Annotated in this window: 24 protein-coding genes; 6 read left to right on the forward strand and 18 right to left on the reverse strand. The window is 61.9% G+C overall.

Annotated features, from left to right (window positions below):
* Positions 1-166: 166 nt before the first annotated feature.
* Positions 167-1,324 carry an MFS transporter gene (locus ACI0FJ_RS16265; RefSeq protein WP_424305073.1) on the reverse strand — a complete coding sequence of 386 codons (1,158 nt, stop codon included), beginning with the start codon at positions 1,322-1,324 and terminating at the stop codon, positions 167-169.
* A 418-nt stretch (positions 1,325-1,742) separates the two neighbouring features.
* Between ACI0FJ_RS16265 and ACI0FJ_RS16270 the strand changes: the two genes are divergently transcribed.
* Entirely contained in the window at positions 1,743-2,720 is a 978-nt protein-coding gene (locus ACI0FJ_RS16270) for an AraC family transcriptional regulator N-terminal domain-containing protein (RefSeq protein ID WP_424305075.1), read from the forward strand.
* 24 nt (positions 2,721-2,744) lie between these two features.
* Here ACI0FJ_RS16270 and ACI0FJ_RS16275 read toward each other — a convergent pair whose 3' ends face one another.
* Positions 2,745-3,752 carry a BMP family ABC transporter substrate-binding protein gene (locus ACI0FJ_RS16275; RefSeq protein ID WP_424305077.1) on the reverse strand — a complete coding sequence of 336 codons (1,008 nt, stop codon included), beginning with the start codon at positions 3,750-3,752 and terminating at the stop codon, positions 2,745-2,747.
* 273 nt (positions 3,753-4,025) lie between these two features.
* Here ACI0FJ_RS16275 and ACI0FJ_RS16280 point away from each other — a divergent pair, with 273 nt between their 5' ends.
* From ACI0FJ_RS16280 to ACI0FJ_RS16300, 5 genes are read left to right on the forward strand one after another with little or no spacing between them, the layout of a single operon-like run.
* Complete coding sequence (locus ACI0FJ_RS16280) at positions 4,026-5,105, forward strand: phosphotransferase family protein (protein WP_424305079.1); 1,080 nt, start codon at positions 4,026-4,028, stop codon at positions 5,103-5,105.
* A gap of 9 nt (positions 5,106-5,114) precedes the next feature.
* On the forward strand, positions 5,115-5,690 hold the full coding sequence (locus ACI0FJ_RS16285; RefSeq protein WP_424305081.1) for an adenylyl-sulfate kinase: 576 nt from the start codon (positions 5,115-5,117) through the stop codon (positions 5,688-5,690).
* Positions 5,691-5,747: 57 nt separating this feature from the next.
* Complete coding sequence (miaB, locus tag ACI0FJ_RS16290; RefSeq protein ID WP_424305083.1) at positions 5,748-7,094, forward strand: tRNA (N6-isopentenyl adenosine(37)-C2)-methylthiotransferase MiaB; 1,347 nt, start codon at positions 5,748-5,750, stop codon at positions 7,092-7,094.
* Positions 7,091-7,582 carry a bifunctional nuclease family protein gene (locus ACI0FJ_RS16295; protein WP_424305085.1) on the forward strand — a complete coding sequence of 164 codons (492 nt, stop codon included), beginning with the start codon at positions 7,091-7,093 and terminating at the stop codon, positions 7,580-7,582. The genes miaB and ACI0FJ_RS16295 overlap by 4 nt, the downstream gene beginning before the upstream one ends.
* A 2-nt stretch (positions 7,583-7,584) precedes the next feature.
* The gene (locus ACI0FJ_RS16300; RefSeq protein WP_424305087.1) at positions 7,585-8,241 is read left to right on the forward strand and encodes a histidinol phosphate phosphatase domain-containing protein; all 657 of its coding nucleotides are present in this window, start codon (positions 7,585-7,587) and stop codon (positions 8,239-8,241) included.
* A 263-nt stretch (positions 8,242-8,504) separates the two neighbouring features.
* On the opposite strand, the gene ACI0FJ_RS16305 is transcribed toward ACI0FJ_RS16300, so the two are convergent.
* From ACI0FJ_RS16305 to ACI0FJ_RS16380, 16 genes are all read right to left on the reverse strand, one after another.
* Complete coding sequence (locus tag ACI0FJ_RS16305) at positions 8,505-9,284, reverse strand: hypothetical protein (RefSeq protein WP_424305089.1); 780 nt, start codon at positions 9,282-9,284, stop codon at positions 8,505-8,507.
* Positions 9,281-11,410, reverse strand: a complete 2,130-nt coding sequence (locus ACI0FJ_RS16310; protein ID WP_424305091.1) for a YjbH domain-containing protein — start codon at positions 11,408-11,410, stop codon at positions 9,281-9,283. Before ACI0FJ_RS16310 ends, ACI0FJ_RS16305 begins: the two co-directional genes overlap by 4 nt.
* Entirely contained in the window at positions 11,407-12,438 is a 1,032-nt protein-coding gene (locus tag ACI0FJ_RS16315; protein ID WP_424305092.1) for a hypothetical protein, read from the reverse strand. Before ACI0FJ_RS16315 ends, ACI0FJ_RS16310 begins: the two co-directional genes overlap by 4 nt.
* 29 nt (positions 12,439-12,467) lie before the next feature.
* Positions 12,468-15,125: an SLBB domain-containing protein gene (locus ACI0FJ_RS16320; RefSeq protein WP_424305094.1), complete on the reverse strand. Its 2,658-nt coding sequence runs from the start codon at positions 15,123-15,125 to the stop codon at positions 12,468-12,470.
* Positions 15,126-15,129: 4 nt separating this feature from the next.
* On the reverse strand, positions 15,130-15,537 hold the full coding sequence (locus ACI0FJ_RS16325; RefSeq protein WP_424305095.1) for a hypothetical protein: 408 nt from the start codon (positions 15,535-15,537) through the stop codon (positions 15,130-15,132).
* 54 nt (positions 15,538-15,591) lie between these two features.
* Positions 15,592-16,896 carry a WcaI family glycosyltransferase gene (locus ACI0FJ_RS16330; protein ID WP_424305096.1) on the reverse strand — a complete coding sequence of 435 codons (1,305 nt, stop codon included), beginning with the start codon at positions 16,894-16,896 and terminating at the stop codon, positions 15,592-15,594.
* Positions 16,896-17,738: a glycosyltransferase family 2 protein gene (locus ACI0FJ_RS16335; RefSeq protein ID WP_424305097.1), complete on the reverse strand. Its 843-nt coding sequence runs from the start codon at positions 17,736-17,738 to the stop codon at positions 16,896-16,898. The genes ACI0FJ_RS16330 and ACI0FJ_RS16335 overlap by 1 nt, the downstream gene beginning before the upstream one ends.
* A gap of 101 nt (positions 17,739-17,839) precedes the next feature.
* A complete protein-coding gene (locus ACI0FJ_RS16340; RefSeq protein ID WP_424305098.1) occupies positions 17,840-19,036 on the reverse strand; it encodes an MFS transporter in 1,197 nt (398 codons plus the stop codon).
* A 41-nt stretch (positions 19,037-19,077) separates the two neighbouring features.
* Complete coding sequence (locus ACI0FJ_RS16345) at positions 19,078-20,496, reverse strand: sensor histidine kinase (protein WP_424305100.1); 1,419 nt, start codon at positions 20,494-20,496, stop codon at positions 19,078-19,080.
* Complete coding sequence (locus ACI0FJ_RS16350; protein ID WP_424305102.1) at positions 20,493-21,173, reverse strand: response regulator transcription factor; 681 nt, start codon at positions 21,171-21,173, stop codon at positions 20,493-20,495. The genes ACI0FJ_RS16345 and ACI0FJ_RS16350 overlap by 4 nt, the downstream gene beginning before the upstream one ends.
* A gap of 64 nt (positions 21,174-21,237) precedes the next feature.
* Entirely contained in the window at positions 21,238-21,867 is a 630-nt protein-coding gene (locus tag ACI0FJ_RS16355; protein WP_424305104.1) for a DedA family protein, read from the reverse strand.
* 29 nt (positions 21,868-21,896) lie between these two features.
* Positions 21,897-22,289, reverse strand: coding sequence for a hypothetical protein (locus tag ACI0FJ_RS16360; RefSeq protein ID WP_424305106.1), 393 nt, complete (start codon positions 22,287-22,289; stop codon positions 21,897-21,899).
* Between the two features lies 1 nt (position 22,290).
* Positions 22,291-22,896, reverse strand: a complete 606-nt coding sequence (locus ACI0FJ_RS16365; RefSeq protein ID WP_424305107.1) for a tyrosine-protein phosphatase — start codon at positions 22,894-22,896, stop codon at positions 22,291-22,293.
* A gap of 48 nt (positions 22,897-22,944) precedes the next feature.
* Positions 22,945-23,487, reverse strand: coding sequence for a hypothetical protein (locus ACI0FJ_RS16370; RefSeq protein WP_424305109.1), 543 nt, complete (start codon positions 23,485-23,487; stop codon positions 22,945-22,947).
* Between the two features lie 13 nt (positions 23,488-23,500).
* Positions 23,501-24,253: an ABC transporter permease gene (locus tag ACI0FJ_RS16375; protein ID WP_424305111.1), complete on the reverse strand. Its 753-nt coding sequence runs from the start codon at positions 24,251-24,253 to the stop codon at positions 23,501-23,503.
* A complete protein-coding gene (locus tag ACI0FJ_RS16380) occupies positions 24,250-25,176 on the reverse strand; it encodes an ABC transporter ATP-binding protein (RefSeq protein ID WP_424305113.1) in 927 nt (308 codons plus the stop codon). Before ACI0FJ_RS16380 ends, ACI0FJ_RS16375 begins: the two co-directional genes overlap by 4 nt.
* Positions 25,177-25,203 lie beyond the last annotated feature (27 nt).

Below are 25,203 nucleotides of genomic sequence, written 5' to 3' on the forward strand. Positions count from 1 at the left end.
GGCGGAAATCTTGAACAAAGTTGCGGAATGTGCGTGAGGGGGAAAAAGGGGCGGAAAGCGGGAATTGCCTTGTGCCCCGGGGGAAAATCTGCGGCCTTGCAGCCCTCCGGCTGGTGGTGCGACCAGACCGGAGGCTTGAGGGCCGGGAGCTGAAGACCGTTATGAATTATGCTTGTTGTTGTCTGGCTTTGGCTATCTGGCCGGGAATGAACAGGCAAAAGACCAACGAGGCCGCGCTCAGTGCCGTACCCCCCATGAATATCCAGGACGGATGGATGCTCCAGGCAAGCCCGCCCAGAAAGGGAAGAAGTACCGCGGCGGTGTGGTTGATGGTCCCCCCGGTCGCCATGGACGAGGCGATATCCTTGGGCTCGGCGATTTTTTGGAAAAAGGTGTTGATGGCAATGGTAAAGCTGAAGACGAGGTGGTCTACAATATACATGGACGCAACCAGCAGTTTGCTGTCGCTGAAGGCGTAGCAGCTGAAAACCACCAGCAGAACAAGGTATTCCAGGGCAAGCACGTTGCGTTCGCCAAAGCGGTTTACGGCCTTGCCCACCAGGGGATTGACGATGGTGGCGATGATGTTGTTCAGCACGAACAGCCCGGTGACCTCCTGGATGGTGAAACCGAACTTGGTGATGAGCAGAAAGACCGCAAAGGCCACGAATATCTGGCGACGGGCACCGGCCAGAAAGGTGAGCGTGTAGTAGAGCCAGTATTTCTTTTTCAGAAACATCTTCTTGTTCTGGATGGGGACGTCCTTTTCCTTGGGCCCGGGCCTGAGGGAAAAACCGATGATGCCGAGGCATACCACCAGAACGCCCAGCACCAGATACATGCTTGTGTAGCCCATGAATTCCGAACAGCCCAGGATGACCAGGCCGATGAGGATGTTGGCGATTGCGCTGACACCCTTGAGCTTGCCCAGCACAATCGGTGCCTGGTGCAGGTTGAAGTACTGCAGTGTCAGGGACTGGTTCAGGGTCTGGTAGAAGTGAAAGCCGGTGGACATGATCAGCGTGGTGATGACCAATCCCCAGAAGTGCGGGAAAAGTCCGGTGGCGGCTACGCCTATGCCCATGACGCCGACGGAAAGAGCGGCCAGTTTACGCTCCGTGATAAAGGGCAGCAGAAGTACGATGAGCATGCCCATCAGCCCGGGAACTTCACGTATGGACTGGATTGCCCCCATCTGTTCTCCGCTGACGTGGCCAATTTCCACGGCGAAGTTGTTGAACATGGTGCGCCAGCCCTGCAGCCCGAATGCTGTTGCTATCGCTATAAGAAAAAGGAAAAGGTACATGCGATTTTTCAAAGTCATAACTCTATCTGCCTTCTTGAACTTTCTTCAGTGAAATTGGAATGAAGTCTGGCGGGAACCTCTCCGAAAACTCTCAGCTCTGCAAAGCAGGGCTGCCGGGCTTTGGGAAAAAGGCATCCCATGCGGTAAAATCCCTTGAAACAATGTGCCGAGAAGGTCGCTTTGCGAACTGGTAGTGTATGGAAAAAACAGACACCGGGTAGCACAGGCCTTGGGGCGGGTGGGCTGCTGTTGCAGCCAGTGGACCAAAATCGCCAATACACCGTGCTGGGAGCAAGGGCAAGAACAGAATGCATCATATCTACGGCAGGTTGAGAGATGCTTTTTAACTATTGTTCGATACTCCGAAGTGAGAGGGAATTGTATTGTCCATAGGCTTGAATGGCTGGTATCGAGGTGGGGAAAGAAGGAGTTTTTCGTGAATGTTCCCAAAAACACTGCGGTGCAGAAAGACCTGGATGCGATCCGTTCTGTTCTCGCGGGGCAAATTTACCGGTGGACCGAAAAGGAGCACCGTCTTGAAACCGAAGTTCCAGGGCTGATCCTGTTCCGGCACGAACAGCCCACAGACCCTGTAAGCGTCATGCACGAACCAAGTGTCTGTCTTATTGCCCACGGCTCGAAGCGGGTCATGCTGGGGGACGAGGAGTACGTGTACGACGCCAACAACTACCTGCTTACCTCGGTGGGGCTGCCGGTCATCTCCACCATCACCGAGGCCAGCCCGGAGGAACCTTTTTTGGGGCTGGTGCTGCGCATCGAATTGCGGGTTGTGACGCAGATGATGGTGGACAGCAACCTGCCCATGCCCGGAACGCGCAAAGCCGGGCGCGGACTTTTGGTGAGCAGTGTCTGCAGGTCGCTGCTCGATGCCTTTCAACGGTTGATAGGTCTGTTGGATCAACCCGAGGATATCCCCATTCTTGCCCCGCTCATTCAAAAGGAAATTATCTACCGGCTGCTCGTGGGAGGCCAGGGCCCCCGCCTGCGCCAGATCGCCTCGGCCGGGAGCCACGGGCATCAGGTGGCCTACGCCATAGAGTGGATGAAGAAAAATTATTCCAGCCAGTTCAAGGTGGAAGGGCTGGCCCGTCAGGCAGGCATGAGCACTTCCACGTTTCACCACCATTTCCGGGCCATGACCGCCATGAGCCCGCTGCAATTCCAGAAGTGGCTCAGGCTGCAGGAGGCGCGGCGGCTTATGATTGCGGAAAATTGTGATGCGGCCAGTGCGGCCTTGGAAGTGGGCTACGAGAGCCCGTCGCAGTTCAGCCGGGAGTACAAACGGCAGTTTGGCGCGCCGCCCCTGCGCGACATCAAGAACCTGAGCCGCATGGGCAAGGATGGGGGCCTGGAAGAGAGCTTCCGGGGGATGCGGACAACCACCAAAAATTAAGCGCTCACCAAATGTCCGGGGCGGTTACTGCGGACAGGTATTGTCCGTCACGTAATCGTGCACCCGGATTTCCCCCATGGCTATTTTGCTTTTGATCGCAGCGATGCGTTTTCTCATTTCCGGGGAAACGAGCGGCGCATTGTTTTCGTCAAAGGCCAGTCCCACCGCGTCCTGAGTAACGCCGAAATATTTGATGTTGTCCCGCCATATTCCGCGTCTTGCCTGCATCAGAGCGGCATAAACAACCTGGTCCGTGCGCTTGAGCATGGATGTGAGCACATGGCCGGGGAAGAGTCCGTTCTGGTTGCGGTCCACACCTATGCCCAGCTTCCCTCTTTTGGCTGCGGCCTCCAATACGGCCGGGCCCGCTCCTCCCGCGGCCTGGTAGATGACGTCCGCGCCCTGATCCATGAATTTGTCGGCCATGGCGGCCGTGGCATTGCCGTCAAACCAGGCGTCCTTGTACGACCCTGTAAATCCCGTCAGCACATCAATTTTTGGGTCCACGTATTTGGCCCCCTGCCTGAAACCGCAGGCAAAGCGCCGCATCAGCGGTAAGTCGGATACGGAAATAAAGCCTATTGTGCCGGATTTGGACGCCATGGCTGCCAGCGCCCCGGCCAGGAACGATCCCTCGTGCTCCGCGAAATTCAGGGAAAACATGTTGGGCTCGTCCTTTACCGTGCCCATGACCACGAAGCGGGTCTTGGGGTACTGGCGGATAAAGGGAAGAAGGTCCTTCACATGGTTTCCGTACAGCAGGAACACGGGCGAGTAGCCTTGGGCGCACACTTTCTGCACGCATTGCATGTAGATATCCATTGCATTGGACGTGAGGATTTCCTTGCACGGTATGCCGGTCTTTCGGGCGAAGAGCGCGACGCCTTCGTGGACGGTCAGATTGAAGGAATTTGCCTGGATATCCCCCTGGTAGATGACCACCGGACGAAAAATTTCGGCATGTGCCGGGAGCGGAAGGGTGGTTGCGAGAACACAGGCCAGGAGAGATGCAAGCAGTAAGGTCCGGAGCATTGGGTAATCCTTTTGCGGAAGAGTTTTGTCTTCATAGCAGGAGTTGCCAGGAAATCAACCGGCGGGATTTTCTTGCCCAAGAAAATAATACCCGTTTTTCCCTGCCCCATGCAAAGTGGAAATTAAAAAACTGTCCTTGGGTATGCAGTCCTTTATCTGTTATTCTGAACTCATCTTTGATGGACAATGCGCGCTGCATTTGGGGATTTGCGGACTTTCAGGCTGGCGAGAGGGCGGATGGCGAACCGTAATTAATGACCGGAGGATACCGAGGTGCTGGAACTTTCCTTCGAAGTCTTGGCAAAATACGTGCGAAGTGCTTTTGACGGAGCAGAGCTTCTGGATGCCGGAGATATCGGTTCCCTGGATGAACAGGGCATGAAGGGGTTCGGCTACGGCAAACCCGTGCGCCTGCGTTTCAAAAGGAACGGACAGGTGGAAGAAGCCGTGCTCTCCGTGATGAAAGGCGATAAATACGGCCACCAATACTATTGGGACAGAGCCCATGTACTGCTGTTCCAGTACGAGACGAGCGCCCGCCTGGAACGCCACGTCCGTCCTCTGGGCGTTGGCTATGTGAACCAGGGGGGGAACCTGGTTCCTCTGGATGGCCCGCAGGAATTCTTCATCGTCAATGAAAAGCTGGAAGGCTACGACTATTTTCGGGACCTGGACCGCATACGGGGTGGCGATTTCCGTGACTCGGACGTGGAAATGGCCCGCGAGCTTGCCCGCTGGCTGGTCCGCATCCATAGGAACAAAAAGGACGAGCCCGATCTGTACTACCGGCGTATCCGCAACCTCATAGGCGCGGACGAGTGCATCTACGGGTTGATCGACGAGGCCTTTCCGTCGCCGTTTGAGTTCTTTTCCGCCGAGTGCTTCCGCGCCCTGGAAAAGCGCATAGTGGATTGGCGCTGGCGGTTGAAGAATATGACCCATCGTCTGAGCACGGTGCACGGGGATTTTCATCCCTGGAACGTGCTGGTGGACGGCGAAGGCGGCTTTAGGGTGCTGGACCGCAGCCGTGGCGAGTGGGGCGAACCCGCGGGCGACGTGGCCACCATGGCCATCAACTATCTGTTGTTCGGCCTGTACGACAAGCCCCGCCTGAGCGGCCCGTTCGAAACCCTCTACAAGGCGTATTTCGAGGAATACCTGGAGCAGAGCGGTGACGAGGAGGTGCTGGAGGCCATTGCACCGTTTTTTGTTTTTCGTTGTCTGGTCATTGCCTCGCCGGAGTGGTATCCGGATCATCCCCCCCAGGTGCGCAAAGGGCTGCTGAGCTTTCTGGTCAATGTGCTGGAAGACAGCCATTTTGATTGGAAAAATGTGAACAAGTACATGAGATAGGCTGGGTATATGCGAAGCAAAGGATGGGCGTTGTGGTTCACCGGGCTGCCCGGATCGGGGAAAAGCACCCTTGTGGATGCGGTACGGCGGGCGGTCGATCCCATGCAGGAGCGCACGGTGGTTTTGCGCATGGACGAACGGCGCAAAGCGTATTTTCCGTCGCCGACCTACAGTGAGGCCGAACGCGAACAGGCCTACAAGATGTTCGTGGACGAGGCTGCGTTTTATGTGCTTTCGGGCAAAGGGGTGTTCATGGACGCCTCGGCCCACAGGTTGAGCATGCGGCAGAAGGCGCGCGGGCTTATTCCCCGTTTTGCCGAGGTCTACCTGCGCTGCAATCTGGACACGGCCATGCAGCGGGAAGCGGGCCGTCCGGAAGGGGCGGTTATGGCGGGCTTGTACAGCAAGGCGCTAGAGCGTAAAAGAACGGGCCGTCTGGTCAAGGGACTGGGCGAGGTCATTGGTGTTGACGTCCCGTTTGAAGAGGACCCTGCCGCCGAATGCGTGGTTATGGCCAACACGATGACATTGGAAGAGGCCCGGGATTATGTCCTGGAATTTCTCTTGGGCTGGCTTCCCGGGTAATCCGCCGTCCGCGTGCGGCTTCCGGGAGGAGCGGTCGTTTTTTACAGCGGGCGAATAATGCAATTTCACATCATCACCTTTGGCTGCCAGATGAACGCGGCGGACTCCACCTGGCTGTCCCGCGCGCTGACCGCCATGGGCTGGGAAGAGGTTTCCGAGGAAGAGGCGCAGGTTTTCATCCTGAACACATGCAGCGTGCGGGAGAAGCCTGAACAAAAGGTCTACAGCCAGCTGGGACGGCTGCGCCCCCTGGTGGAGCAGCATCCGGGCGGCTTTGTGGCCGTGGGCGGCTGCGTGGCCCAGCAGGTGGGCTGCGAGTTCTGGAAACGCTTTCCCTTTGTGCGGCTGGTCTTCGGCACCGATGGCATAAGCAACGCGCCCCAGGCCATGGCACGCCTGGCCCAAGCGCCCGATCTGCGCATCAGCCTGCTCGATTTTTCCGAATCCTATCTGGAACGCGAGACTCCGGAATACAAGACAAAGGCTCCGGCCCAGGCCTTTGTGAACATCATGCAGGGCTGCGACAACTTTTGCGCCTACTGCATCGTCCCCTATGTGCGCGGACGCCAGAAATCGCGCAGCAGCCAGGAGATACTGGCCGAGTGCCGCACCCTGGCCGAGGCCGGAACCCGCGAGATAACCCTGCTGGGCCAGAACGTGAACTCCTACGGCCTGGACAAGTCCGGCGACGGCACCTCGTTTGCCGAACTGCTGCATCAGGTTGCGGCCATAGACGGTATAGACAGGCTGCGCTTCACCACTTCGCACCCCAAGGATATTGCCCCGGAAGTCATCCGCGCCTTTGGCGAACTCCCCCAGCTCTGCCCCTATCTGCACCTGCCCCTGCAATCCGGCTCGGATAAGATTTTGGCCAGCATGGGACGCAAGTACGATACCGCCCGGTATCTGGATATTGTGGACCAGCTGCGCAAGGCCCGGCCGGACATTGCCCTTTCCACGGACATCATTGTGGGCTTTCCCGGCGAGACCGAGGACGATTTTTCCCGCACCATGGAAATGTTGGAACGGGTACGCTACGAGGGCAGCTATTCCTTTAAATACAACGACCGGCCCGGTGTGCGCAGTGTGCGCATGGCCGGCAAAGTGCCCGAAGACGTCAAGTCCGAGCGGTTGGAGCGTTTTCAGACAGCGCAGAACGCCATTACCGAGGAAATCCATAAAAGCGTGGAAGGCAGCCGGGCCGAGGTCATCCTGGAACGGCCCACGCGCAAGCCCGTGGAAGGGCTGCCGGGCTGGACAGGCCACGACCTGTACAACCGGGTTATCAACGTGCCTGTAGGCGGGCAGATTGCTTCGGCGGATTTGACCGGGACCCTTGCCCATGTCACAATAGCCCGAGGCAGAAGACATTTTCTGATTGCCAACCGGATGGAAGAATTATGATCGACATGAGCGTGTTCGGGCTGGCCCTGGATGAGACCTCACAGGTCCCGGTGTTGATTCTTAAAAGCGACCGGTACAAGAGGGTCTTGCCTATCTGGATTGGAGCCATGGAAGCCATGGCCATATCCATGGCGCTCAACGAGATCAGTCTTCCCCGTCCCATGACACACGATCTGCTGCTCAACGTGGTGAGAGATTTGGGTTTTTCCCTCAATTCGGTGGATATTATCGGGCTGGACGAGGGAACCTTTTATGCCGAGCTGGAGGTCTGTTCGGAAACCGAGGTGCGGCGTATCGACGCCCGGCCCTCGGATGCCGTGGCCCTGGCCATCCGGTCGCAGGTGCCCATACGGGTGGCGGCGGAAGTGCTGGAAAAGGCCGGGCAGGACGAACGGGCCTACGACGGCCTTGGCGGGGAACGCAGTGGTGAGGACAAGTGGGACGACATTCTGAAGCAGTTCGACCCCAAAAACAAATACAAGATGTGACCATGATAGATCTGCACACCCATTCCACCTTTTCCGACGGTGAACTCATTCCCGCGGAGCTGGCGCGGCGCGCGGCAGTGGCCGGATACAGGGCGTTGGCCATTACCGACCACATCGATCTTTCCAACATGTACCACACCATAGAAAACGTGCGGCGCCTTACGGACAAGTACTCGCCCTACATGGGCATCGATTTGTTCGCGGGCTGCGAGGTGACGCACGTGCCGCCCGGACTCATCCCCGACACCATTGTCGAGGCCCGCAGGGCAGGCGCGCAGATTGTGGTGGTGCACGGCGAAACCATTGTGGAGCCTGTGGAGCGTGGCACCAACCTGGCTGCCATTGAAGGCGGCTGCGATATCTTGGCCCACCCGGGGCTGATAACACCCCAGGAAATGGAACTGGCCGCGGAAAAAAACGTGTACGTGGAAATCACCACGCGCAAGGGCCACAGCCTGACCAACGGGCGCGTGGCAGCCATGGCCCGGCAGTTCGGCACCAGGCTGGTCATCGACAACGACGCGCACGCCCCCGGCGACCTGATTTCCGCTGCCTTGCGCAAGGCAGTTGCCCTGGGCGCGGGGCTCAGCGAGGAGGAATACCTCCAGGCCGAGGCCAATTCGCGGGCTTTGGTCGAGGCCATGGTTGCACGCCTGTAATTTGAAAGGCTGCTGAAAAAGGCACGCCAGCTTCGTTGTTTCAAAAAACTCAAATCCTCGCGTATCGGAACATACGCGTCGGCCTTGAGTTTTCCTTACGCCTCGCTTTCATACCTTTTTGAGCAGCCTGCAATATTGGGCTTAATTGCAAAAATAAACCGACGTGTACCCGAAAATACGCGTCGGTTTTTCTTTTTCTCGCGTCCGGATATCTTGTAATTCTCTTGTCTTGATCAACAGATTTTGGCTCAACAGCCGTTGCTTTACCGGGATTTTTCGGAATTTACTTTCATATTGCCTACCATCCAGATTCGCCATTCGCGGGCCTTTTCTTCCAAGGCCTTTTTTTGTCCGGAATCCAGGCAGCATCCTGGCGGCGGCTGCCCGGCTTGCGCGGGCAAGGGGCCGGAGGCGACGATAACCGTCCGCAGCGGTGCGGGGCCTTGTTCATCCAGCACATAGGCGCTGACTCCTCCCACCATGCGTCCGTTTTCCAGTCCGAAATAGACCAGCATGCGCAGGCTGCACCCGTCCAGGAACAGGCTCTGCCGGTCATAGGCATAATAGGGCCGGTGCAGGGGCGGGGCGATGTTTGTGAAGCCATGGGTCGAGTGCTGCCGGACCATGAACAGGGACTGGCCGTTTGGCCCCTGCCAGAGCATAGCCCCGGATACGCTCTTTGCACGGAAGGTCGGGTCAGGATGGAACCCTTCGGGCGGGCTGAAAGGCCCGTGTTCTTCACCCGTTGCCGAGGCGTCCTCCTGCGTCCCGTGGTCTGTTTTTTCCGCTGCCATGCGCCAGCCCCGGCTTTGCATGCATTCCTCAAAGGCCGGTTCCCACAGCCCCCATACTTCGCGCCGTCCGAAGCGCGACGCCTCCTGCGCCCGCGTATGGGCAATCTCCCCGCAATCCTTGCGGTCCAATGCCAGCTGAAATTTGCCTGCCGTGGCGTGGGTCCATTGGGGCTGCGGCGTACAGCCCGGCGTGAACAGGCAGAGCAGGGCTGCCGACAGGAGGAGAGCGGCTACGTGGTTCGTGGTCATTGCCGCATTTCCCCCAAGGTGTGGCGCAGGCGTTGGGGCAGGTTTGCGTCGTCCGAGGGAAAGAGGCTGCGCGGCTGGCGCACGGTCTGGCCCTGGTCGCGGATAAAGCCGCTCATGGCGTAGGAAAAATAGCCGGGCGTGTCGTGGGGCATAACCACGGAAAAGGGCACGCGGATAAAGATGCCCTTGTCGCTGTAGTCCCGGTTCTTTTCCGATGAAAACACGCTGGTGTCGGTCACGGTCCACCACACACCCACGGTGACGTGGCGGAAGGTGCGCCGCACTTCCAGCCGTCCGCCCCAGTCGCCGCCCAGGAACCGGCCCAGCTTGAGGCCCGCATCCACCCCCATGCGTGGCCAGAGTTGCGTATACAGGTTGAGGAACAGCGTGCAGTACGGCGAACTGTCGTACAGGCCCAGCAGGCTGTCCGGGTCGCGCTTGCGCACCAGCTCGCTTTCCAACCCCAATCCGGCCCGCCCGTTGTTTACAAAGCGGAAGACCTCGGCCCCCACTCCGGCAAAAGCGGATTCAAAATAGCCCACGGACAGGCGGCCCGTGATGTCGGCGGGCAGTTCGAAAATCTGGTCGTAGGCCAGCACGCTCAGATTGGTTCCATAGCCTTGTTCGTAGGCCACGGTATCGGTGCGCACCGGGTCGGATTCCAGCGGGGGAAAGCGCAGCGAGGAATAGTCGTTGTACAGCACGGTTTCCAGTTCGCCCAACAGCAGGCCGCCGGGCAGCGGCTCGTACCCGGCCCGGGTCTGGAGCAGCATCTTGCTGTGCAAATAACCGCTGCGGTTGCCCAGAAAGGTGCGCAGTTTGGGATCGACTTGCAGAAACCAGGGCGATTCATCCACTTGGGCCTGGGCTCCGGCTCCGGGGAGTTGCAGAAATTCGCCCCGGTGGGCTGAACCACTCACCTGCAATGAGGCAAAGGCCAGAAAGCCTTCCTCGTCCAGGCGGCTTTCCAGATAGGCCCGCAAATGGGCGCGTCCGGTGCGCAGGCTCAGGCGGATTTGGCCGTTGGCCTTCAGGTTCAGGAAAAATTCGCTGATGCGCGGCGGGCACAGACTGTCGGCCAGCCTCCCCAGCCGTGCCAGGGCGCGCGTGTCGGACAGGTAGCGCGAGTTTTCCGCCTCTATCCATATGGCGCTGTTCGCCACCCGGCAGGCGACGTCTTCAAAGCCGTCCGCGCCTGTCTTCCGGGCCACCATATGGGCCAACCCATTGTTGTTGGTCTGCGTCGCCTTCCACCGCTCCTTTTCCAAAGGCTCCGGGTCTTTTTCCTTTTGCCAGGCGAACACTCCTTCGGCCTGGAGGGGCAGGGTCAGCGCGGCCCCAACGGCCAGGTCGTCCCCGTGTTCGGCCACGGCATACAGGGCCAGCGGCTCCCACGGGCGCACAACCAGCCCGGCATTGAAGGGCAGGCCGTCGTTTCCGTGCCCGCCATCCCGGTCGTTTCCATACAGCAGGGAGCGGCGCAGGGACGAATATTCGCCAAAGAGGGAGACGTACCTGTTCAGCGGGTAGCTCAGTCCGGCAAAGGGGCGGGTGCGGCGCATGGGAGAGGAGAACAGGATGTTGCCCTGCCCCCGCGTGTCGTCGCCCGCCAGCACGCCTTGGGCCAGCCCCAGGGAAAGATCGGCCCCGAACAGCTGTTTTCCGGCCACGATGTAGCGGGTGGGAAAGAGGCCGGTGCCAAAGGCGTCGTGAAAGCCCACGGCCACCTGGGGCAGCAGGTCGGTTTCGGGCAGCAGCACCAGCTTGGCACCCGCGGCCCGGTCCCGGTAGTTGCCGAAGCCTTCGCCGGGAAAGCCCTCTATGGTTTCCACTTCGGTCAGCGTGGCGCTTACCTCGGCCCGGTCGAACAGCCCCAGCCCCGCGCTGAAGACCCGGTAGGGCGAAGCATAGCCGTATCCCAAACGGGCCGACCAGTCGGGCAGCACCCTGGCCGTGGGCGTTTCCCACAGTCCGGAATAACCGAACAGCGAGGGTTGCGGCGGCGTGTCCGCAGGCACGGCAGGGCCGAACAGCTCCAGCCCCTGGGCGTTGCGGGGAGAGAACAAAAGACAGGCCGGGAGCAGGCTCAGGAACAGAAGCAGGAAAAGAAGACTCTGGCAGATCATTCGGAAGCGGATTTTTTCAGAGCTTTCGGCCGGGCCTGCAGTGAGCTCCGGTCCGTCAGTCCTTCCCGAAGCAAGGCCAGTCCGCAGGCCGCGAACAAGGCAACCAGAAAGGCGACCGCAGCCACCCTGATGCGGTGGGGGCGGTCGGCCAGTACAGGCAGGGAGGGCGTGTCCATGAGTTTGAAGTCCACTTCCTGGCGGGCTTCCTCGGCCCGTGCCGCAGCCAGCCGCAACCGCAGTTCCAGATGGACCTTGCGCGCGGTCAACAGGTTGCGCTGGATCACCATGCGGTCGGTTTGTCCGTTGGGCGTGGCTTTTTCCCAGCGGGAAAGATCAGCCTCGGCCCTGGTGCAGAGTTCTTCCAGATGGCGACGTTCCCTGCCCGCGTCGCTTATGTATTCGTGTTGCAGGTAGCGGCTGAGCAGTTCAATGGTTCGGCCCAAAAGGGCCTGCGCCCTCTCCGGCGTGTCGGCCAGCATGGTCAGGTCGATGACCGGCTGCTCCAAGCGCGGAACCGCCTGAAAGATGGCACCCAGCCGGTCTTCCTGCACGGCCAGCTCCAGGCTCGGCCTGCCGCCTCTGCCGCTGCCCAGGGAGCGCCGAAGCCCCAGAACCAGACGGTCCAGCGGGGCGCGGTAGAGCAGGGGCAGCAGATTTTCCGCCGGGATGATGCGCCGGGCCAGGGCCGCGCTGTGCAGAAAGGCCAGGATGGTCTGTTCCTTGTATTTTTTGTTCTCTGCCGGAAGCAGCCGTTCCAGCAACCCGGCCGAGGTGGACGTTCCGTCAACATCCAGGCGCGTGGTCTTGGGTATGAGCAGGCTTGCCCGCGACTGGTAGGCCGTGGGGATGAGAAACGTGGCGGCAAAGGCCAGCAGGGTGGTGCCGAGGGTGAGCAGGCCGATGAATGTCCGGTGGCGCAGCAGGGCCTGGAGCACGAGGCGGGGGGCGGTTTCCGCCAAATCGTCGGGAGAGGCCTCGGCCTCCCGTAAAATAAAGACTTTGGATGGATGTTCCTGGGGTATGGGCATGGCGTTTCCCGGCAATTGCACCGTGTGGGTTAGAGAAGCGCCAGTACCACTCCGGCGGTGGTGGCGATTTTGAAGGTGATGTCCGCAATGCCCTTGACCAGGCGGAAGTAGGGGACGCGGTCCAGGTCTTCCGGCACCACCAGGGTGTCGCCGGGCATGAGTTCGCCCGTGCTGAAGCGTTCTCCCGTCTTCCTGACCGTATGCTGGGAAAAGACCTCGCCGTTGGCGCGCAGCACGTACATGTGTTCGTCGTCCGCGTCTGCCGTGGGGCCGCCGCTCTTTTCCAGGGCGTCCTGCACGGTAAGCCCCGGCTGAAAGAGCAGGGAGTTGGGCGAATAGACGCTGCCCACCACGCTGACGAACGAGGGCTTGCCCGGAACCGTCAGGCTGTCGCCGTCTTCCAGTACAAAGTCGTAGCGGCTTCCGGCAAAGGATTGCAGGTCGGTCAGCCGGATGATGACCCGGCCCGTGGCCTTGACCGACTTGAGCCGGTCGAAAAAGACCTTCATGCCGGTCAGGGCGGATTTCGCCCCTTCGGCCTCCTCCATACTGGTGGCGGTCTGGGCCTGTTCTGCCAAAAGGCGGTTGGCGCTTATTTCCAGGTCGCGCACCAGCCGGTCGATGCTCTTTTGCTGTATTTCCCTGGCCCGTTGCGAGGTGAAGATGGCCCCGTAAAAATAGGCGTCGTCCGTAAAGCCTCCGGCCCGGCGCAGCAGGTCGGAGAGCCGTTCCCCGCGCCGAATGCGGTAGGGGCCGGGATAGGCCACCTCGCCCTGTATATTGGCCTGCAAAAAGGAATCGGAATCCTTGATGCGCGGCACAAAGACGGTGTCGAACGGGTCCAGCCGGAAGTTGCGGTCGGTTTTCAGCCGCAGGGTATGAAAGGTGGTGCGGGCGGTCTGCCCGGAAAGCACCTTGCGGGTAAGCTCTATGCGGTCGGGGTTGGCCCCGAAGCGCAGGCCGCCGCCCATGGCCAGCAAATCCACCAGGGTGATGTCCGGAGTGTAGTCGAAGGTGCCTTCCTTCCACACCGCGCCTTGCAGGGTGACGGTCTGGCGGATGCCGAACTCTTGCCGCGAAAGAATTGTTATCTGGTCGTAGGGTTGGAGCGCGCAGTCGAAAGTGGACTTCAGCAGGCGCGCCAGGGGAAAGGTCCGCACCCTGCGCCGGGTGGTCTGGGCGTCGTAGCGGGTCAGCAGTCCGAAGTCGGTAATGGCGTCGGGCTTGAGCTGGTCCGGGGAGTTCAGAATGTCGGACAGGCGCAGGCCGGGTTTGTAGCGTAGAACTTCCGGCGTCCAGACGTGGCCGTCCAGCCGGACCACTTCGGCCATGCCCCGTCCGGCAAAGCGGATCACCAGCAAATCGCCGTCACGCACCAGCGGATCGGATGCGGCTTTGGGGCTGATTTCCTGCGTTCTTTGTGTTTCCGGCTCTTCGGGGGCGGGAATATCCTGAATGCGCATGGCCTTGCCCTGAACAAAACGCAGCAGGTGCAGGCGTGAGGCAATCCCCTGCGGAAGGGTGTTGCCGGACATGTTCAGCAGGTCGCGCACCGTGGCATTGCCGCGCAGTTCGAAAATTCCCGGCTTGCCCACGGCACCAGCCACGGCGGCTGTGGGGCCGATGCGGTGCACGAAGATGACGTCCCGGTCGTGCAGAAAGGCGTCTCCTTTTCTGTTGCCGGAAAAGAGCAGGTCGTAGAGGTCCACCGCAGTGTTTTTCTGTTTTTCCCCTGCCTGCCGTTTGAGTTCGATGCGGCGCAGACTGCCGCTTTTGCGCACGCCGCCAGCCGCATACAGCCCGTCCATGAGCGTGGACATGGCCGGAACCACGGTAAGCCCCGGTTTTTCCACTTCCCCTACAACGTATACGGCAATGGGCCGCAAGCGGGTGAGGGAGGCGCTGACCTCGGCTCCGGGCAGATAGCGGCGGATGGCGTTGCGCAGAACAGATTCCGCCTGGTTGTAGGGCACGCCTGCCAGGGGCACGGCTCCCATGCGCGGCAAAAGGATGCGCCCGTCCGCGCGGATGGCGGCTTCCGTGTCCAGCCCGCCGTTTTGCGAGGTGACGGCTATGCGCAGGCTGTCTCCGGGGCCGAGGGGATAATCGGGCGGCGGAGGCTGGGGCGGCAGTGTTTTGCGTACATGTTGGGCAAAAAATTCATACCCGAACTGCTGGAGCTTTTCAGCCGACCGGCTGCCGTACATGGTACGGTACAATTTTTCCAGCGGAGACGGGGGAGGCTGTGCGTGCGAAATTTGGGGGCGACGGGCGGAGACGGCGGACGTGGCATTGGCAGCCGGAGGAAAAGGCTGTGGGAATTTATGCGGTTGCTGCAGCCCGGAAAGAGCGGCCCTGATTCTTTCTGCCTGTTCTGCTCCGTCTCCATCTTCCGTCAGCCCCATGTCGTCCGGTAAAAGCCCCATGCCGTCCTGTACCGATGTCTGCCCGGACAATACGGGCGGAAGGGAGTCCGGTGGGGCCGTCAGTGCGGTGGGAGAGGTGGTTTCGTAGTATTCCGGGAAGTTGCCGCTCGGGGCGCTCGGGGCGCTCGGGGCTCCCGGTCTTGCCACCATTTCCTGGGCGCTGTTCGGTTCTGTAAAGGGCGATGTGCTATCCGTGGCGTACACCGCAGACACAAAAAGAAAGAGCATGGCCAGAACGGTTACAACACGGAGCAGTCGCATCGGCCTATTCCCCGTGTCCGTGCCCGTGCCCGTGGCCGTTTGGATCGCTGGGCGCTTCGGCGGCTCGGTACATGGCATCGGCCAGCGGCTTGCTGGACATGGCCGACCCAAGACCTGCTGCCGCTCCAGCAATGCCCAGGGATATGGCGGTTGTGGCAGTGCCCGATCCGGTCGGCGTCATCCGGCTGGAGCTGGTATTGGGCTGCGGAGTTCTTTGGCTTTCCGACTGTTTCTTTTCAGTGGCATCGGGGAAGAGCAGCTGTTCTGCCCTGGCCGGACGCACTCCCGCAAGCGGCACAGGCAGAAGCGAAAGCACGAAAAAAAGCAGGAGGGCGTGAGAAAACCTCCGGGCGATCAGTCGCGACGGCAGCAGGAGAGGGCGCGAGAGCGAGGATGAGGAGGTACGAGTCACACTGAGTTCCTTTAGGTGGGGCACAAGGTATGCGAAAGACAAAAATAAGGCAAATTATTGCCAGAATTGCCAGGTGCTGGAGCGGGCGACTTGCAGCAGGCGCTGCTCCAGTTCGGGAAAGATGCGGCGGGGGTTGGCCGTGTTCAAAGCGGCCTGCCGCGAGTGAGGATTGCGTCTGGGCAGGCTGTTCAAAGCCTCGAGTATGGCAAGAGACATGGCCTGCGTACTTTCACAGCTGCAATGCACTGCGCTGTGCGGGAGTGTATCGGTCCAGTGGTGCAACGGGCCGTCTGGCTGGCTGGCGACCACCAGACTGCCGCCTGCGGCCAGGATGTTTGCCAGACGCGAGGGATGGCAGAATGAATCCGCGCCTGGCCGGAGCATGACCAGATGCAGATCGGCCATGGCAAGCAATGCGGGCAGTTCCTGGTCCGGCACTGTTGGAAGAAAACGGAGCCCGTAATCGGTTTGCGGATACGAGGAGCCAGAACGCTGCCCAGAACGCTGCCCAGAACGATGCCGGTCGAATTCCGGGCCGCTGCCCACTGCCAGCAGCACCACTTTTTCCTTTGCCAGCCTGCGGCCGACGTCGTGCAGCAACTCGCCCCCCTGCTTGCGTCCCATGGTTCCGGCGTACAACACAATGCGGGCGGATTGGGGGAACCCCCACTTTTTGCGGTACGCATCTCCAAGGGACCGCAGCGTGTCCAGGGGGGCAAGGCAGGCTTCGTCCGCCGGATTGGGGAACAGGTACAGCCGGTTCACCGGCAAGCCTGTATTTTCCAGGCGCTGCATCATGTGCGGGGCAATGGTGCTGACCAGATCGAAGCGTTGCATCAGCCGTTTTTCGAACCGCTCCGCCATGTTGGCGAGATGCCCGGATACAAACCGGGGCCAGCTGGAAAGGGCACGCAGCGCCCCGGATTCAAAATCCTGCACATGCAGCCAGGAGACGGCCCCTGCGCGCCGGGCAAAGTCCAGCACGGCAGGGGCGCAGGCCAGGGTGGGGGCCACGGTCCAGATAATATCCGGCTTCCAGGCAACGGCCTGGCGAAGTGGTCTTTGGCAGGTGGCCCCGAACACGGCACTGGCTGCGAACCGCCGCAGAAAACCACGGGTGGAGCGCAGCCCTGTGGGGCAGTGAACGGTCTGCCCGTGGTTGAAATCCCCGCTCCAGCCACGCGGGTTGAAGCCCTCCCAGACCCGGTGCTGGGGAAAATGGGGCACGGCGGCAATGGCCCGCACCTCGTGTCCCAAGCCACGCAGGGCATTGGCGGTGCGTACGGTATAGCGGGCGCAGCCCATGGTTTCCGGGGCGTAGTTGTACCCGCAGAAAAGAATGCGCAGGTGGTTGGCCATTACCGGTTCTCCGGGGAGCTTGCGTGGTATTTGCCGCGGCCTTCCCAGGTATGGAAAACAATCATGCATTCGTAAAAAAAAAGCAGCAGAGCATAGGTCAGGCCGGGGCGTCCGTCTAGAAATCCCCTTTTGACCACGTACTGCCAGATGAATTTGACCAGGGGACGGGCCGGGAGCCGCTGGTAGAGTCCCTTCTGGTGTCTGCGCCGTTCCTGCACTGTTTTGCCGAACAGCGCGGTTGCCAGCCTGGGAGCGAAGTCACCGGAGGTTTCGTTACGGAGAATTTCCCTGGCTTCCAGTCCGGCGTATGCGGCGTGGCGGGAAAGCCAGTGGGCCAGCCCCTTGGAAAAGGGCTGGTGCAGCAGCGGGGCATCCAGCTGCCCCACACTGCCGCGCACATGCGTCACCGGGTTCACCAGACGGGAAAAGCAGACCCGTTCCGGCCTGTACAGCCGGATGTAGCTCGGTGTGGACTGGACGTGTCTCAGGCGGCGGCCCATGAAAAAATCGTGGCGCGGCAGGCGGTAGGCGGCATGGTCTCCCGGCGATTGCACTGCCGCAAACATGGCTTCGATCAGCTCGGGCGTGGGACGTTCGTCCGCGTCTATCTGGAATATGAAATCATGGGCAAAAGGCAGGTTGGCAAGTGCCCAATTGAGCTGGGACGACCAGTCGTCCAGGGGGCGGGTGGCGACATGCGCGCCGAAGTCCTGTGCCATGGGCACGGTTTGGTCGGAAGATCCGCTGTCCAGCACATGAATGTCATCAAAACGGACCAGACTGCGCAGAAGCGGAGCAATATTTTGTTCCTCGTTCAGAGTCAGGATCAGCACGGATATCATAGCATTTCGGCGTAATATGGAAATTTAATGCCGTATTGCACGGCTTGCGTCGGAAAGCAAGGAACAATCTTTGAACTCGTGTCGCCAGTGGGGCGATAGCCTTAATTGGCGTGGTCAAGGCGGGGGAAAGTCAAAGCGACTACCACGGCAACCAGGGCGAGTGCTCCGCCCATCAGGAAAGGGGCGCGCGGGCCGATCAGGTCCCAGGCGAGCCCGGCAGCCAGGTTGCCGAGCAGCGAGAGCAGGCCGGTGAGCATGAGGAAGAAGCCCATGGCCGTGCCCCGGCGCTCCATGGGCAGGGTCGAAGCTATGATGGCCTTGCCCACTCCTTCGGTCAGCCCCATATACAGGCCGTAAACCGGAAAGAGCACCCATATCCAGGCGGGACCGGACAGGGCGAAACCGAAATAGGTCAGGGCGTAGACCGTCCAGCCGCCAAGCATGATCCGCCAGCGCCCCACGCGATCGCTGACGATGCCTGCCGGATAGGCCGTAACCGCATAGACAATGTTGAACAGAACGTAGGCCCCTATCACGTGGGTATCGCTGAAGCCCAGGTCCCGGGTCCGGAGCAGGAGCAGGGCGTCGGTGCTGTTGGCCAGGGCGAAGAGGCATAGCAGAACCAGGGCGCGCCAGTAGGAGGAGGGTAGCCTCCGCAGGGACTCGCGCAGCGGACGGCGTGGCGTTGTGGTCCCCTTTTCCCAAACCTTGTCCTTGAGCCGGAAGGTGAACCAGACCGCGATCAGACTCGGCAGCACGGCCAGCAGGAATATGGTCCGGTACGCCCCGGGCAGCAGCGCCAGGAGCCCCATGGAGAGCGACACACCCACGACGGCCCCGGCCGTGTCCATGGCGCGGTGGAACCCGTAGGCCCTGCCGGCGATGGACGGGGGCGCCGCGTCCGCGATCATGGCATCCCGCGCCGTGGTGCGCAGTCCCTTGCCCGAGCGGTCGATGATCCGCGCGGCAAAGACCACGGGCCAGGAAAGGGCAAGGGCGAGCAACGGCTTGGACAGCGCGCTCAGGCCGTATCCGAAACGGACAAACGGGGTGCGCTTCCCCATGCGGTCGCTGTGCCAGCCCGAGGCGCCCTTCATCAGGCAGACCACGGCTTCGGCCGCGCCTTCCATGGCCCCGAGTACCGTGGCCGGGGCCCCGAGCACCGAAACCAGGAACAGGGGAACCACGGGGTAGACCATTTCCGAGGCCACGTCGGTGAAGAAGCTGACCCAGCCCAGGGTTCGGATGGAGCGGGGGAGCAACGGTTCGGGGCCGGTGTGTCGGAAAAGGTGTCTCACGGTTATTGGCATCCGGTTGAAATATGAACGCGGCTTCCTCGTCAGGCCGGGGTGGACATGCCGGGGGCGCCGTGCCGCGGCAGGGTCACCGTGACCGTGGTAAGCCCCTTTGGGCGGTTCTCGAAGGTTATCGTGCCGCCGTGCAGCTCCACGATCCGTTTGACGATGGCCAGCCCCAGGCCGGACCCGCCGTGTTGTTGTGACCTGGATTTCTCCACCCGGTAGAATTGTTCGAATATGCGAGGGATATCCTCGTCCGGCACGCCGGGGCCGGTGTTGGCCAGGGTGACGGTCAGGTTCGAGCCGGACAGCGTTCCGGCGACGGACACGCTGCCACCCTCAACGTTGTATTTGACGGCGTTGTCCAGGAGGTTGGAGAACACCCGGGTCAGCTTGTCCGCGTCGCCCTCCATGTCCAGCCGGTCCGGCAGGTCCGGCAGGTCCGTGCGCAGGACAATGCCGCGAGTCTCGCCCAGGAAGCGGTAGTCCTCGACCAGCGTCCCCAGGATGAAGGTCAGGTCCACAGGCTCGCGGACCGCCACGGCCTCGATCTCCAGGGACGACAGGTCCAGCAGGCTCTTCACCAACCGGTCCATGCGCAGCACCTGTTCGGTCATCCGTTCGTGGCTCTCGGCCTGCGGGTCCGGGGTGCCGCCGCCCGTGCCCGAACGGATGGCGTCCAGGGCCAGTCGCATCATGGTCAACGGTGTCTTGAGTTCGTGGGAGGCATCGGCCAGCAGCTTCTTCTGCCGCAGGAAGACATGTTGCAGGCGGTCGAAGACGTTGTTCAGCGTCTCGGCCAGGGTGTTGAATTCGTCGCGCTCGCCGGTGACGGGCATCCGCCTGTCCAGGTGCTTTTCGCTGATATCCCGCGCCTGGTCGTTGAGTTCACGGATGGGGCGGAGCATCAGTCCGGCCAGGAAATAGCTGATAGCGGCCAGCAGCAGGACGGAAAAGGCCAGTCCCCCGGCGACGCCGGAAATAGTCTCCCCGATTTCGTCCTCCAGATGCTCCACCGTGCGGCCCGCGCTGGCCAGGTATTGTTTCCCGTCTTGGGAAAAGGCGACGGTGTACACGCGAAAATCGACTTCTTCCCGTTCCTTGTCGCGTCCTGCCGCGTCCTGCCCTCCGGCAACGGCGGAGACTGTTCGGCCCCGGCCCGCATGCGGCGCGTCGATGCGGTACGCCCGGGCCAGGTCGGATCGGTAGAGGACCTCGCCCGAGGCCGGGTCCCTGACCTCCAGCCAGTAGTGGTCGCCGTCCGGGACACCGGGGCCGCCCTCGCCGGCCTCTCCGGCCACGACCGCCTGGGCGACGCGCGTACCGGCGATCTTCAGGTCCGAGTCGATGAGCTGGAAGGGCTGCTCTACCATCTCCCAGAGGATAATGCAGGAAAAGACCAGGCTGGACACGAATCCGGCCGCCGTTATCAGCAGGGTGATCTTCATCCGGACCGTCATGGCGTCTCGTCCTTGACGATGTAGCCCACGCCCCGGATGGTCTGGATGACCGAGCCGTCGGCGTCGCCGATCTTTTTCCGCAGGTTCTTGATATGCACGTCCATGAAGTTGGACATGCTGAAGGGATCGAAGGCGTCGCCCCAGACGTGTTCGGCGAGACTGAACCGGGAGACGGCCCGGTTTTTGTTGTAGAGGAAGAACTCCAGGATGGAGAACTCCCTGGCCGTCAGGTTGAGCGGCTCTCCTGCCCGGGTGACCACCCTGCTTACGGTGTCCAGGCACAGGTCGCCCGCCCGGAGCGCGGCGCCGGACTGTCCGCCGGAGCGCCGGAGCAGGGCCCGGACGCGCGCCAGCAGTTCGTCGAAGGAAAAGGGCTTGGCCAGGTAGTCGTCCGCGCCCAGGTCCAGCCCCTTGATCTTGTCGTCAATGTCGCCCTTGGCCGTAAGCATGAGCACCGGGGTGTCGTCGCCTTCGTCCCGCAGGGCGCGCAGGACCTCCAGGCCGCTCAGGCCGGGGAGCATGACGTCGAGGACGACCAGGTCCACGGGTGTTGCGAACAGCTTGTCCAGGGCCTCCTCCCCGTCCAGGGCGGTCTCGACCATGTACCGCTGTTCCTCCAGCCCCTTTCGCAGCTGGTCCAGCAGGGTCTTTTCATCATCGACGATCAGTATGCGCATGACGGTATCCTGAACCAAAAAAACAGATTGTACAACAATGCGGGCGACAAAAACGGGACGGATGTCAGACGTCGGTCCGCTGTTCCGCGTCCCGGTTCCGGCAGCCCTTCCACCACTGCCGGTAGGCCAGCAGGATGGCCGCGCAGAAGGCGACCAGCCCCAGGGTGGCCCAGTGCAGGTTGCGCAGGACCATCTGTTCGTTCTGGCCGAACCAGTAGCCCAGCCCGGCCAGGACCAGCACCCAGATTCCAGAGCCCAGGACTGTGGCCGCGCAGAAGGCCGGAAAGTTCATTCGCGCCAGCCCGGCCGGGAGGGAGATGTACTGGCGAATGACCGGCAGCAGGCGGCCCGTGAAGGTGCTGATGTGCCCGTGGCGGGCGAAAAAGCGCTCGGCCCTGTCCAGGGACTCCGGGTTGACCAGTATGCGGCGGCCGTGCCGCTCGAAGAACGGCCTGCCCAGCGTCAGGGCCAGCCAGTAGTTGAAGACCGCCCCCACAAGGCTGCCCAGTGCGCCGCAGAGAATGACCATCCCGATGTTCATTCTGCCGCTGGCCGCCAGGTAGGCGGCGGGAGGGATGACCACCTCGCTGGGGAACGGGAACAGGGAGGACTCCAGGGCCATGAGGACCACGATTCCGGGATAGCCCCAGTGGCCCACCACGGCCAAGATCCAGGCAACGGCTTGATGTATCATGTCGGACGGTTCCTGTTGAAGGTCTCCGGTTAAAGACGACTGCCAAAGCGGTAGCCGCACCGGCCGCCGCATTTTCCTACCTCGTCGATGTCCCGCTGGTCTATGGGAAAGACTTGACAGGAGCGCGGGCGGCACACGCCGTAGGCCACGCACCGTCCTTCCCTGGTCAGCAGCGGGCAGGTGAAGAGCATGTTGCAGCAGAAGCCGCATTGGCGGCATTCGCCCTCGCGTGCCCGCAGCTGTGTGCGGACGTACTCCTTGCGGAAGTGAACAAGACAGAAGCGCCGGGTCTTTCCCGCGGCGTGCAGGAAGACGCGTGACGCGGCCACCGGCCGGATAAGGAGGACGTACAGGCGGTCGAGCAGCATGCCCGCGACCGCCCGTACATCCTTCCGGCGCAATTCCTGGGGAATGAAGGACATATCAGAGCTCCTTGTGGGCCGATGGCAGGATGCCGGATTCCACGGCACGGCCTTCGGCGGGGTTCCAGTGATCGAAAAAGTCGTCCAGAACGGTGGTCGGCCCCACGGGCATGTGCCCGTAGCGCAGGGAGAGCTGCCTGCGCGCCTTGGAGGCGGGCGTGCCGTCGATCGTTGTCTTCCACAGGGCCGCGGCCAGGCCGGAGCGGTCCGCCCCTGCCTGGCAGTACAGCAGAACCGGGCGCGGGGCCATGGCGAACAGCTCCAGCAGCTCGCGCATCTGGCGGGGCGAGGGCGCGCGGGTCGCCCCGATGCCGCCGAAGTCGAAGTGCCGGATGCCCAGCTCGCGGGCGGTGGCGGTCTCTTCGCAATACCAGGCTTCTTTCGGCCTGTGCCCGCGCAGATTGATGATGGAGCGGATGCGGTACTTGCGGGCGTAGTGCGTCAGCTCGTCCCGGTCCAGCTGGGCCGAGCGGTATGCCTCGCCGGCCGTTATCGCATGGAAGTTGCCCTGTTCCTCAAGATACCAGACGCGCGCCGCGAACAGGATCGCGAGTACGCCGAGGGTGCCCGCGACCGCGCGTAGGAATGATTTTCGTCGGAATGTCATGTGGACCTCGCTGTAGCTATATATGGTTTTCGGTGGCGGCCCGCCGGTTCAGCCGTGCCGGGCGCGTTGCCGCCGCTTCAGAACGAAGAACAGGGCCAGCAGGGACACGGGCACGCCCACAGCCACCGCCGTCACCCGCCCGGCCTTGAGCATGGGCTTCGGCCGGACGTGGAACTGGATGGTCGGGCTGGTGTAGACCCGGTTGCCGCCCCGGTCGGTGACACTGACGATTACACGGTAGTCTCCGCTCTTGATCAGCCGCATGGGCCAGTCGGTACGCAGAGGCTTGCCCGGTTCCAGGGTCGCCCCGGCCACGGCCTTGTGGGCGCTCCAGTCCTCCAGGTCCATGGGCTGTTCGTTGCCCTGGTCTACCTCGACCAGACTGACCCAGGCCACCAGCCCCTGAATGGGGTCCTTTTCATTGTTGGTTATGGTGCTCCAGAACCGCAGGTGATCTCCCATGATCGGCGACGCGGGGTTAGCCGCATCGGGACTCAGGTTTAGGGTCACCGGGGGCGGTGCGGCCGCGGCGGCCGTGGCGAGCAGAAGGATCGCGGCCACGGCGGAAAGCAGGGGCTTGTGAATCTTCATGGTGCGCTCCCTTTTAGAAGTTGGCCCTGGCGGTATTGCGGCGGGCCAGGAGCAGACAGAGGACCAACCAGGCCGCGACCAGGAACAGACGGAAGACCTGGGCCGAAAATGGGTCGCCGTCGATGATCACACTGTCTAGGGTGTTCAGGGCCCCGGCAAAGGGATTCACGGCGTCCAGAATTCGTCCGACGGCCGAGCTGCGGAGGCTCGGCCCCACCACCAGCGGGCTGGCGGCCAACATAAGCAGTGTGACCGTGCCGAGCAGCGAGGTCATGACGCTGCCTGTGCGGGCGGACAGGGCTAGGGCCAGGTACCCGAAACCGAGGACCACCGGCGTGCCGAACAGGGCCAGGTAAAGCAGGGCGGCCCCGAGGTTCTGGCCGTTCGCCCCCACGGCCCAGAGATAGGGCACACTCATGGCGTACATGACGCCCCAGGCCGCAAGCATGCCCGCCGCCTTGCCTTCGAGCAGGCCGCCGGGCCGCACCGGGGCGCAGAGCAGCGGCACCAGCGTGCCCCGCTCCCTTTCCCCGGCGTACCCGTCGCTGCCCTGGATGGCGGCCAGCAGAGACCCGGCAGCCAGGACCGTTCCAGCCATCATGTAGACCACCTGGGCGTTGTCGAGCAGGCTCAGTTCGGTGTTGCTGACTAGAAGCAGGCTGAAAACAGAGAGTACCGCGCTGAATGTCGTCAGCCAGAGGATGCCCCGGCGGCTGAGCAGCATCTGCGCGCTTTCCTTTCTTGCTATGGTTATGGCCGTGTTCATTGCCTCACCTCCTGCGCCGACGGCCCGTTTTGGCCGGTATGGCGCATGTACAGCGCTTCGAGGTTGGAAGCCTCGGAGCGGATTTCCTGAATTTTCCATCCCCGCCGCCACAGTTCGCCCCAGAGGTCGGAAACGTTTTCCGACCGGGTACCCACGCGCCACCAGCCGTTTTCGTGGCCCAGGACCGTGACCCCGTCCGGCAGGTTAGAGAGGTTTGGTTCGGCCTCCAGGCGCAGGCGGTGGCTCAATCCCCGGACCGTTTGCGACAGCAGTTCGCCTATGGCCCCCTCCACGCGGGTCCGGCCGCCCTCGATGATGCCGATGCGGTTGCACAACCGGTCCACGTCGTCCAGAAGATGGGTGCACAGGAGCACCCCGGCCGCGTTGGTCCGGGCATACTCCACAAGCAGGTCGTGGACCTCGCGCCGCCCCTTGGGGTCGAGCCCGTTGGTCGGTTCGTCCAGGATGAGCAGCCGGGGGTGCGGCAACAGGGCCCTGGCCACGGCCAGGCGCTGTCGCATACCACGGGAATAGGAGGCGATGGGTTGCCCCTTTTTCGCGGGCAGACCGACCCTTTCAAGGAGCGTGTTCAGCTCCCCGCCCGTCGGAACGATGTCGTAAAGGAGTGCGTACCAGCCGAGATAGTCGGGCGCGGTCATCCATTCGTAGAATCCGGCCTTTTCGGGCATGACGCCCACCTGCCGCCGGATGGGGATGGGGTTCTCCGCCGGGTCGCCGCCCAGAATCCTGACGTGGCCGCCGGAATAGGGGCGCAGCCCCAGCAGGGCGTATATGGTGGTGGACTTCCCGGCGCCGTTGGGCCCGAGCAGGCCGTAGATGTCGCCGGATTCCAGATGCAGGTCGATGCCGTTGAGCACTTCCTTTCCGTCGATGCCCAACCGGGTGTTTTCCATTGTGATCATAGTAATTACCTCGCTGGACGACCGTGG

The organism is Desulfovibrio sp. 7SRBS1 (assembly GCF_049723905.1).
GTDB lineage: Bacteria > Desulfobacterota > Desulfovibrionia > Desulfovibrionales > Desulfovibrionaceae.

Coding starts and splice junctions, on each gene's coding strand:
- ACI0FJ_RS16320 (WP_424305094.1), bottom strand. CDS start 15,125: ATGCGACTGCTCCGTGTTGTAACCGTTCTGGCCATGCTCTTTCTTTTT.
- ACI0FJ_RS16295 (WP_424305085.1), top strand. CDS start 7,091: ATGATCGACATGAGCGTGTTCGGGCTGGCCCTGGATGAGACCTCACAG.
- ACI0FJ_RS16275 (WP_424305077.1), bottom strand. CDS start 3,752: ATGCTCCGGACCTTACTGCTTGCATCTCTCCTGGCCTGTGTTCTCGCA.
- ACI0FJ_RS16355 (WP_424305104.1), bottom strand. CDS start 21,867: ATGATACATCAAGCCGTTGCCTGGATCTTGGCCGTGGTGGGCCACTGG.
- ACI0FJ_RS16300 (WP_424305087.1), top strand. CDS start 7,585: ATGATAGATCTGCACACCCATTCCACCTTTTCCGACGGTGAACTCATT.
- ACI0FJ_RS16360 (WP_424305106.1), bottom strand. CDS start 22,289: ATGTCCTTCATTCCCCAGGAATTGCGCCGGAAGGATGTACGGGCGGTC.
- ACI0FJ_RS16315 (WP_424305092.1), bottom strand. CDS start 12,438: ATGCCCATACCCCAGGAACATCCATCCAAAGTCTTTATTTTACGGGAG.
- ACI0FJ_RS16380 (WP_424305113.1), bottom strand. CDS start 25,176: ATGATCACAATGGAAAACACCCGGTTGGGCATCGACGGAAAGGAAGTG.
- ACI0FJ_RS16375 (WP_424305111.1), bottom strand. CDS start 24,253: ATGAACACGGCCATAACCATAGCAAGAAAGGAAAGCGCGCAGATGCTG.
- ACI0FJ_RS16365 (WP_424305107.1), bottom strand. CDS start 22,896: ATGACATTCCGACGAAAATCATTCCTACGCGCGGTCGCGGGCACCCTC.
- ACI0FJ_RS16345 (WP_424305100.1), bottom strand. CDS start 20,496: ATGACGGTCCGGATGAAGATCACCCTGCTGATAACGGCGGCCGGATTC.
- ACI0FJ_RS16305 (WP_424305089.1), bottom strand. CDS start 9,284: ATGACCACGAACCACGTAGCCGCTCTCCTCCTGTCGGCAGCCCTGCTC.
- ACI0FJ_RS16265 (WP_424305073.1), bottom strand. CDS start 1,324: ATGACTTTGAAAAATCGCATGTACCTTTTCCTTTTTCTTATAGCGATA.
- ACI0FJ_RS16285 (WP_424305081.1), top strand. CDS start 5,115: ATGCGAAGCAAAGGATGGGCGTTGTGGTTCACCGGGCTGCCCGGATCG.
- ACI0FJ_RS16370 (WP_424305109.1), bottom strand. CDS start 23,487: ATGAAGATTCACAAGCCCCTGCTTTCCGCCGTGGCCGCGATCCTTCTG.
- ACI0FJ_RS16350 (WP_424305102.1), bottom strand. CDS start 21,173: ATGCGCATACTGATCGTCGATGATGAAAAGACCCTGCTGGACCAGCTG.
- miaB (WP_424305083.1), top strand. CDS start 5,748: ATGCAATTTCACATCATCACCTTTGGCTGCCAGATGAACGCGGCGGAC.
- ACI0FJ_RS16330 (WP_424305096.1), bottom strand. CDS start 16,896: ATGGCCAACCACCTGCGCATTCTTTTCTGCGGGTACAACTACGCCCCG.
- ACI0FJ_RS16310 (WP_424305091.1), bottom strand. CDS start 11,410: ATGATCTGCCAGAGTCTTCTTTTCCTGCTTCTGTTCCTGAGCCTGCTC.
- ACI0FJ_RS16335 (WP_424305097.1), bottom strand. CDS start 17,738: ATGATATCCGTGCTGATCCTGACTCTGAACGAGGAACAAAATATTGCT.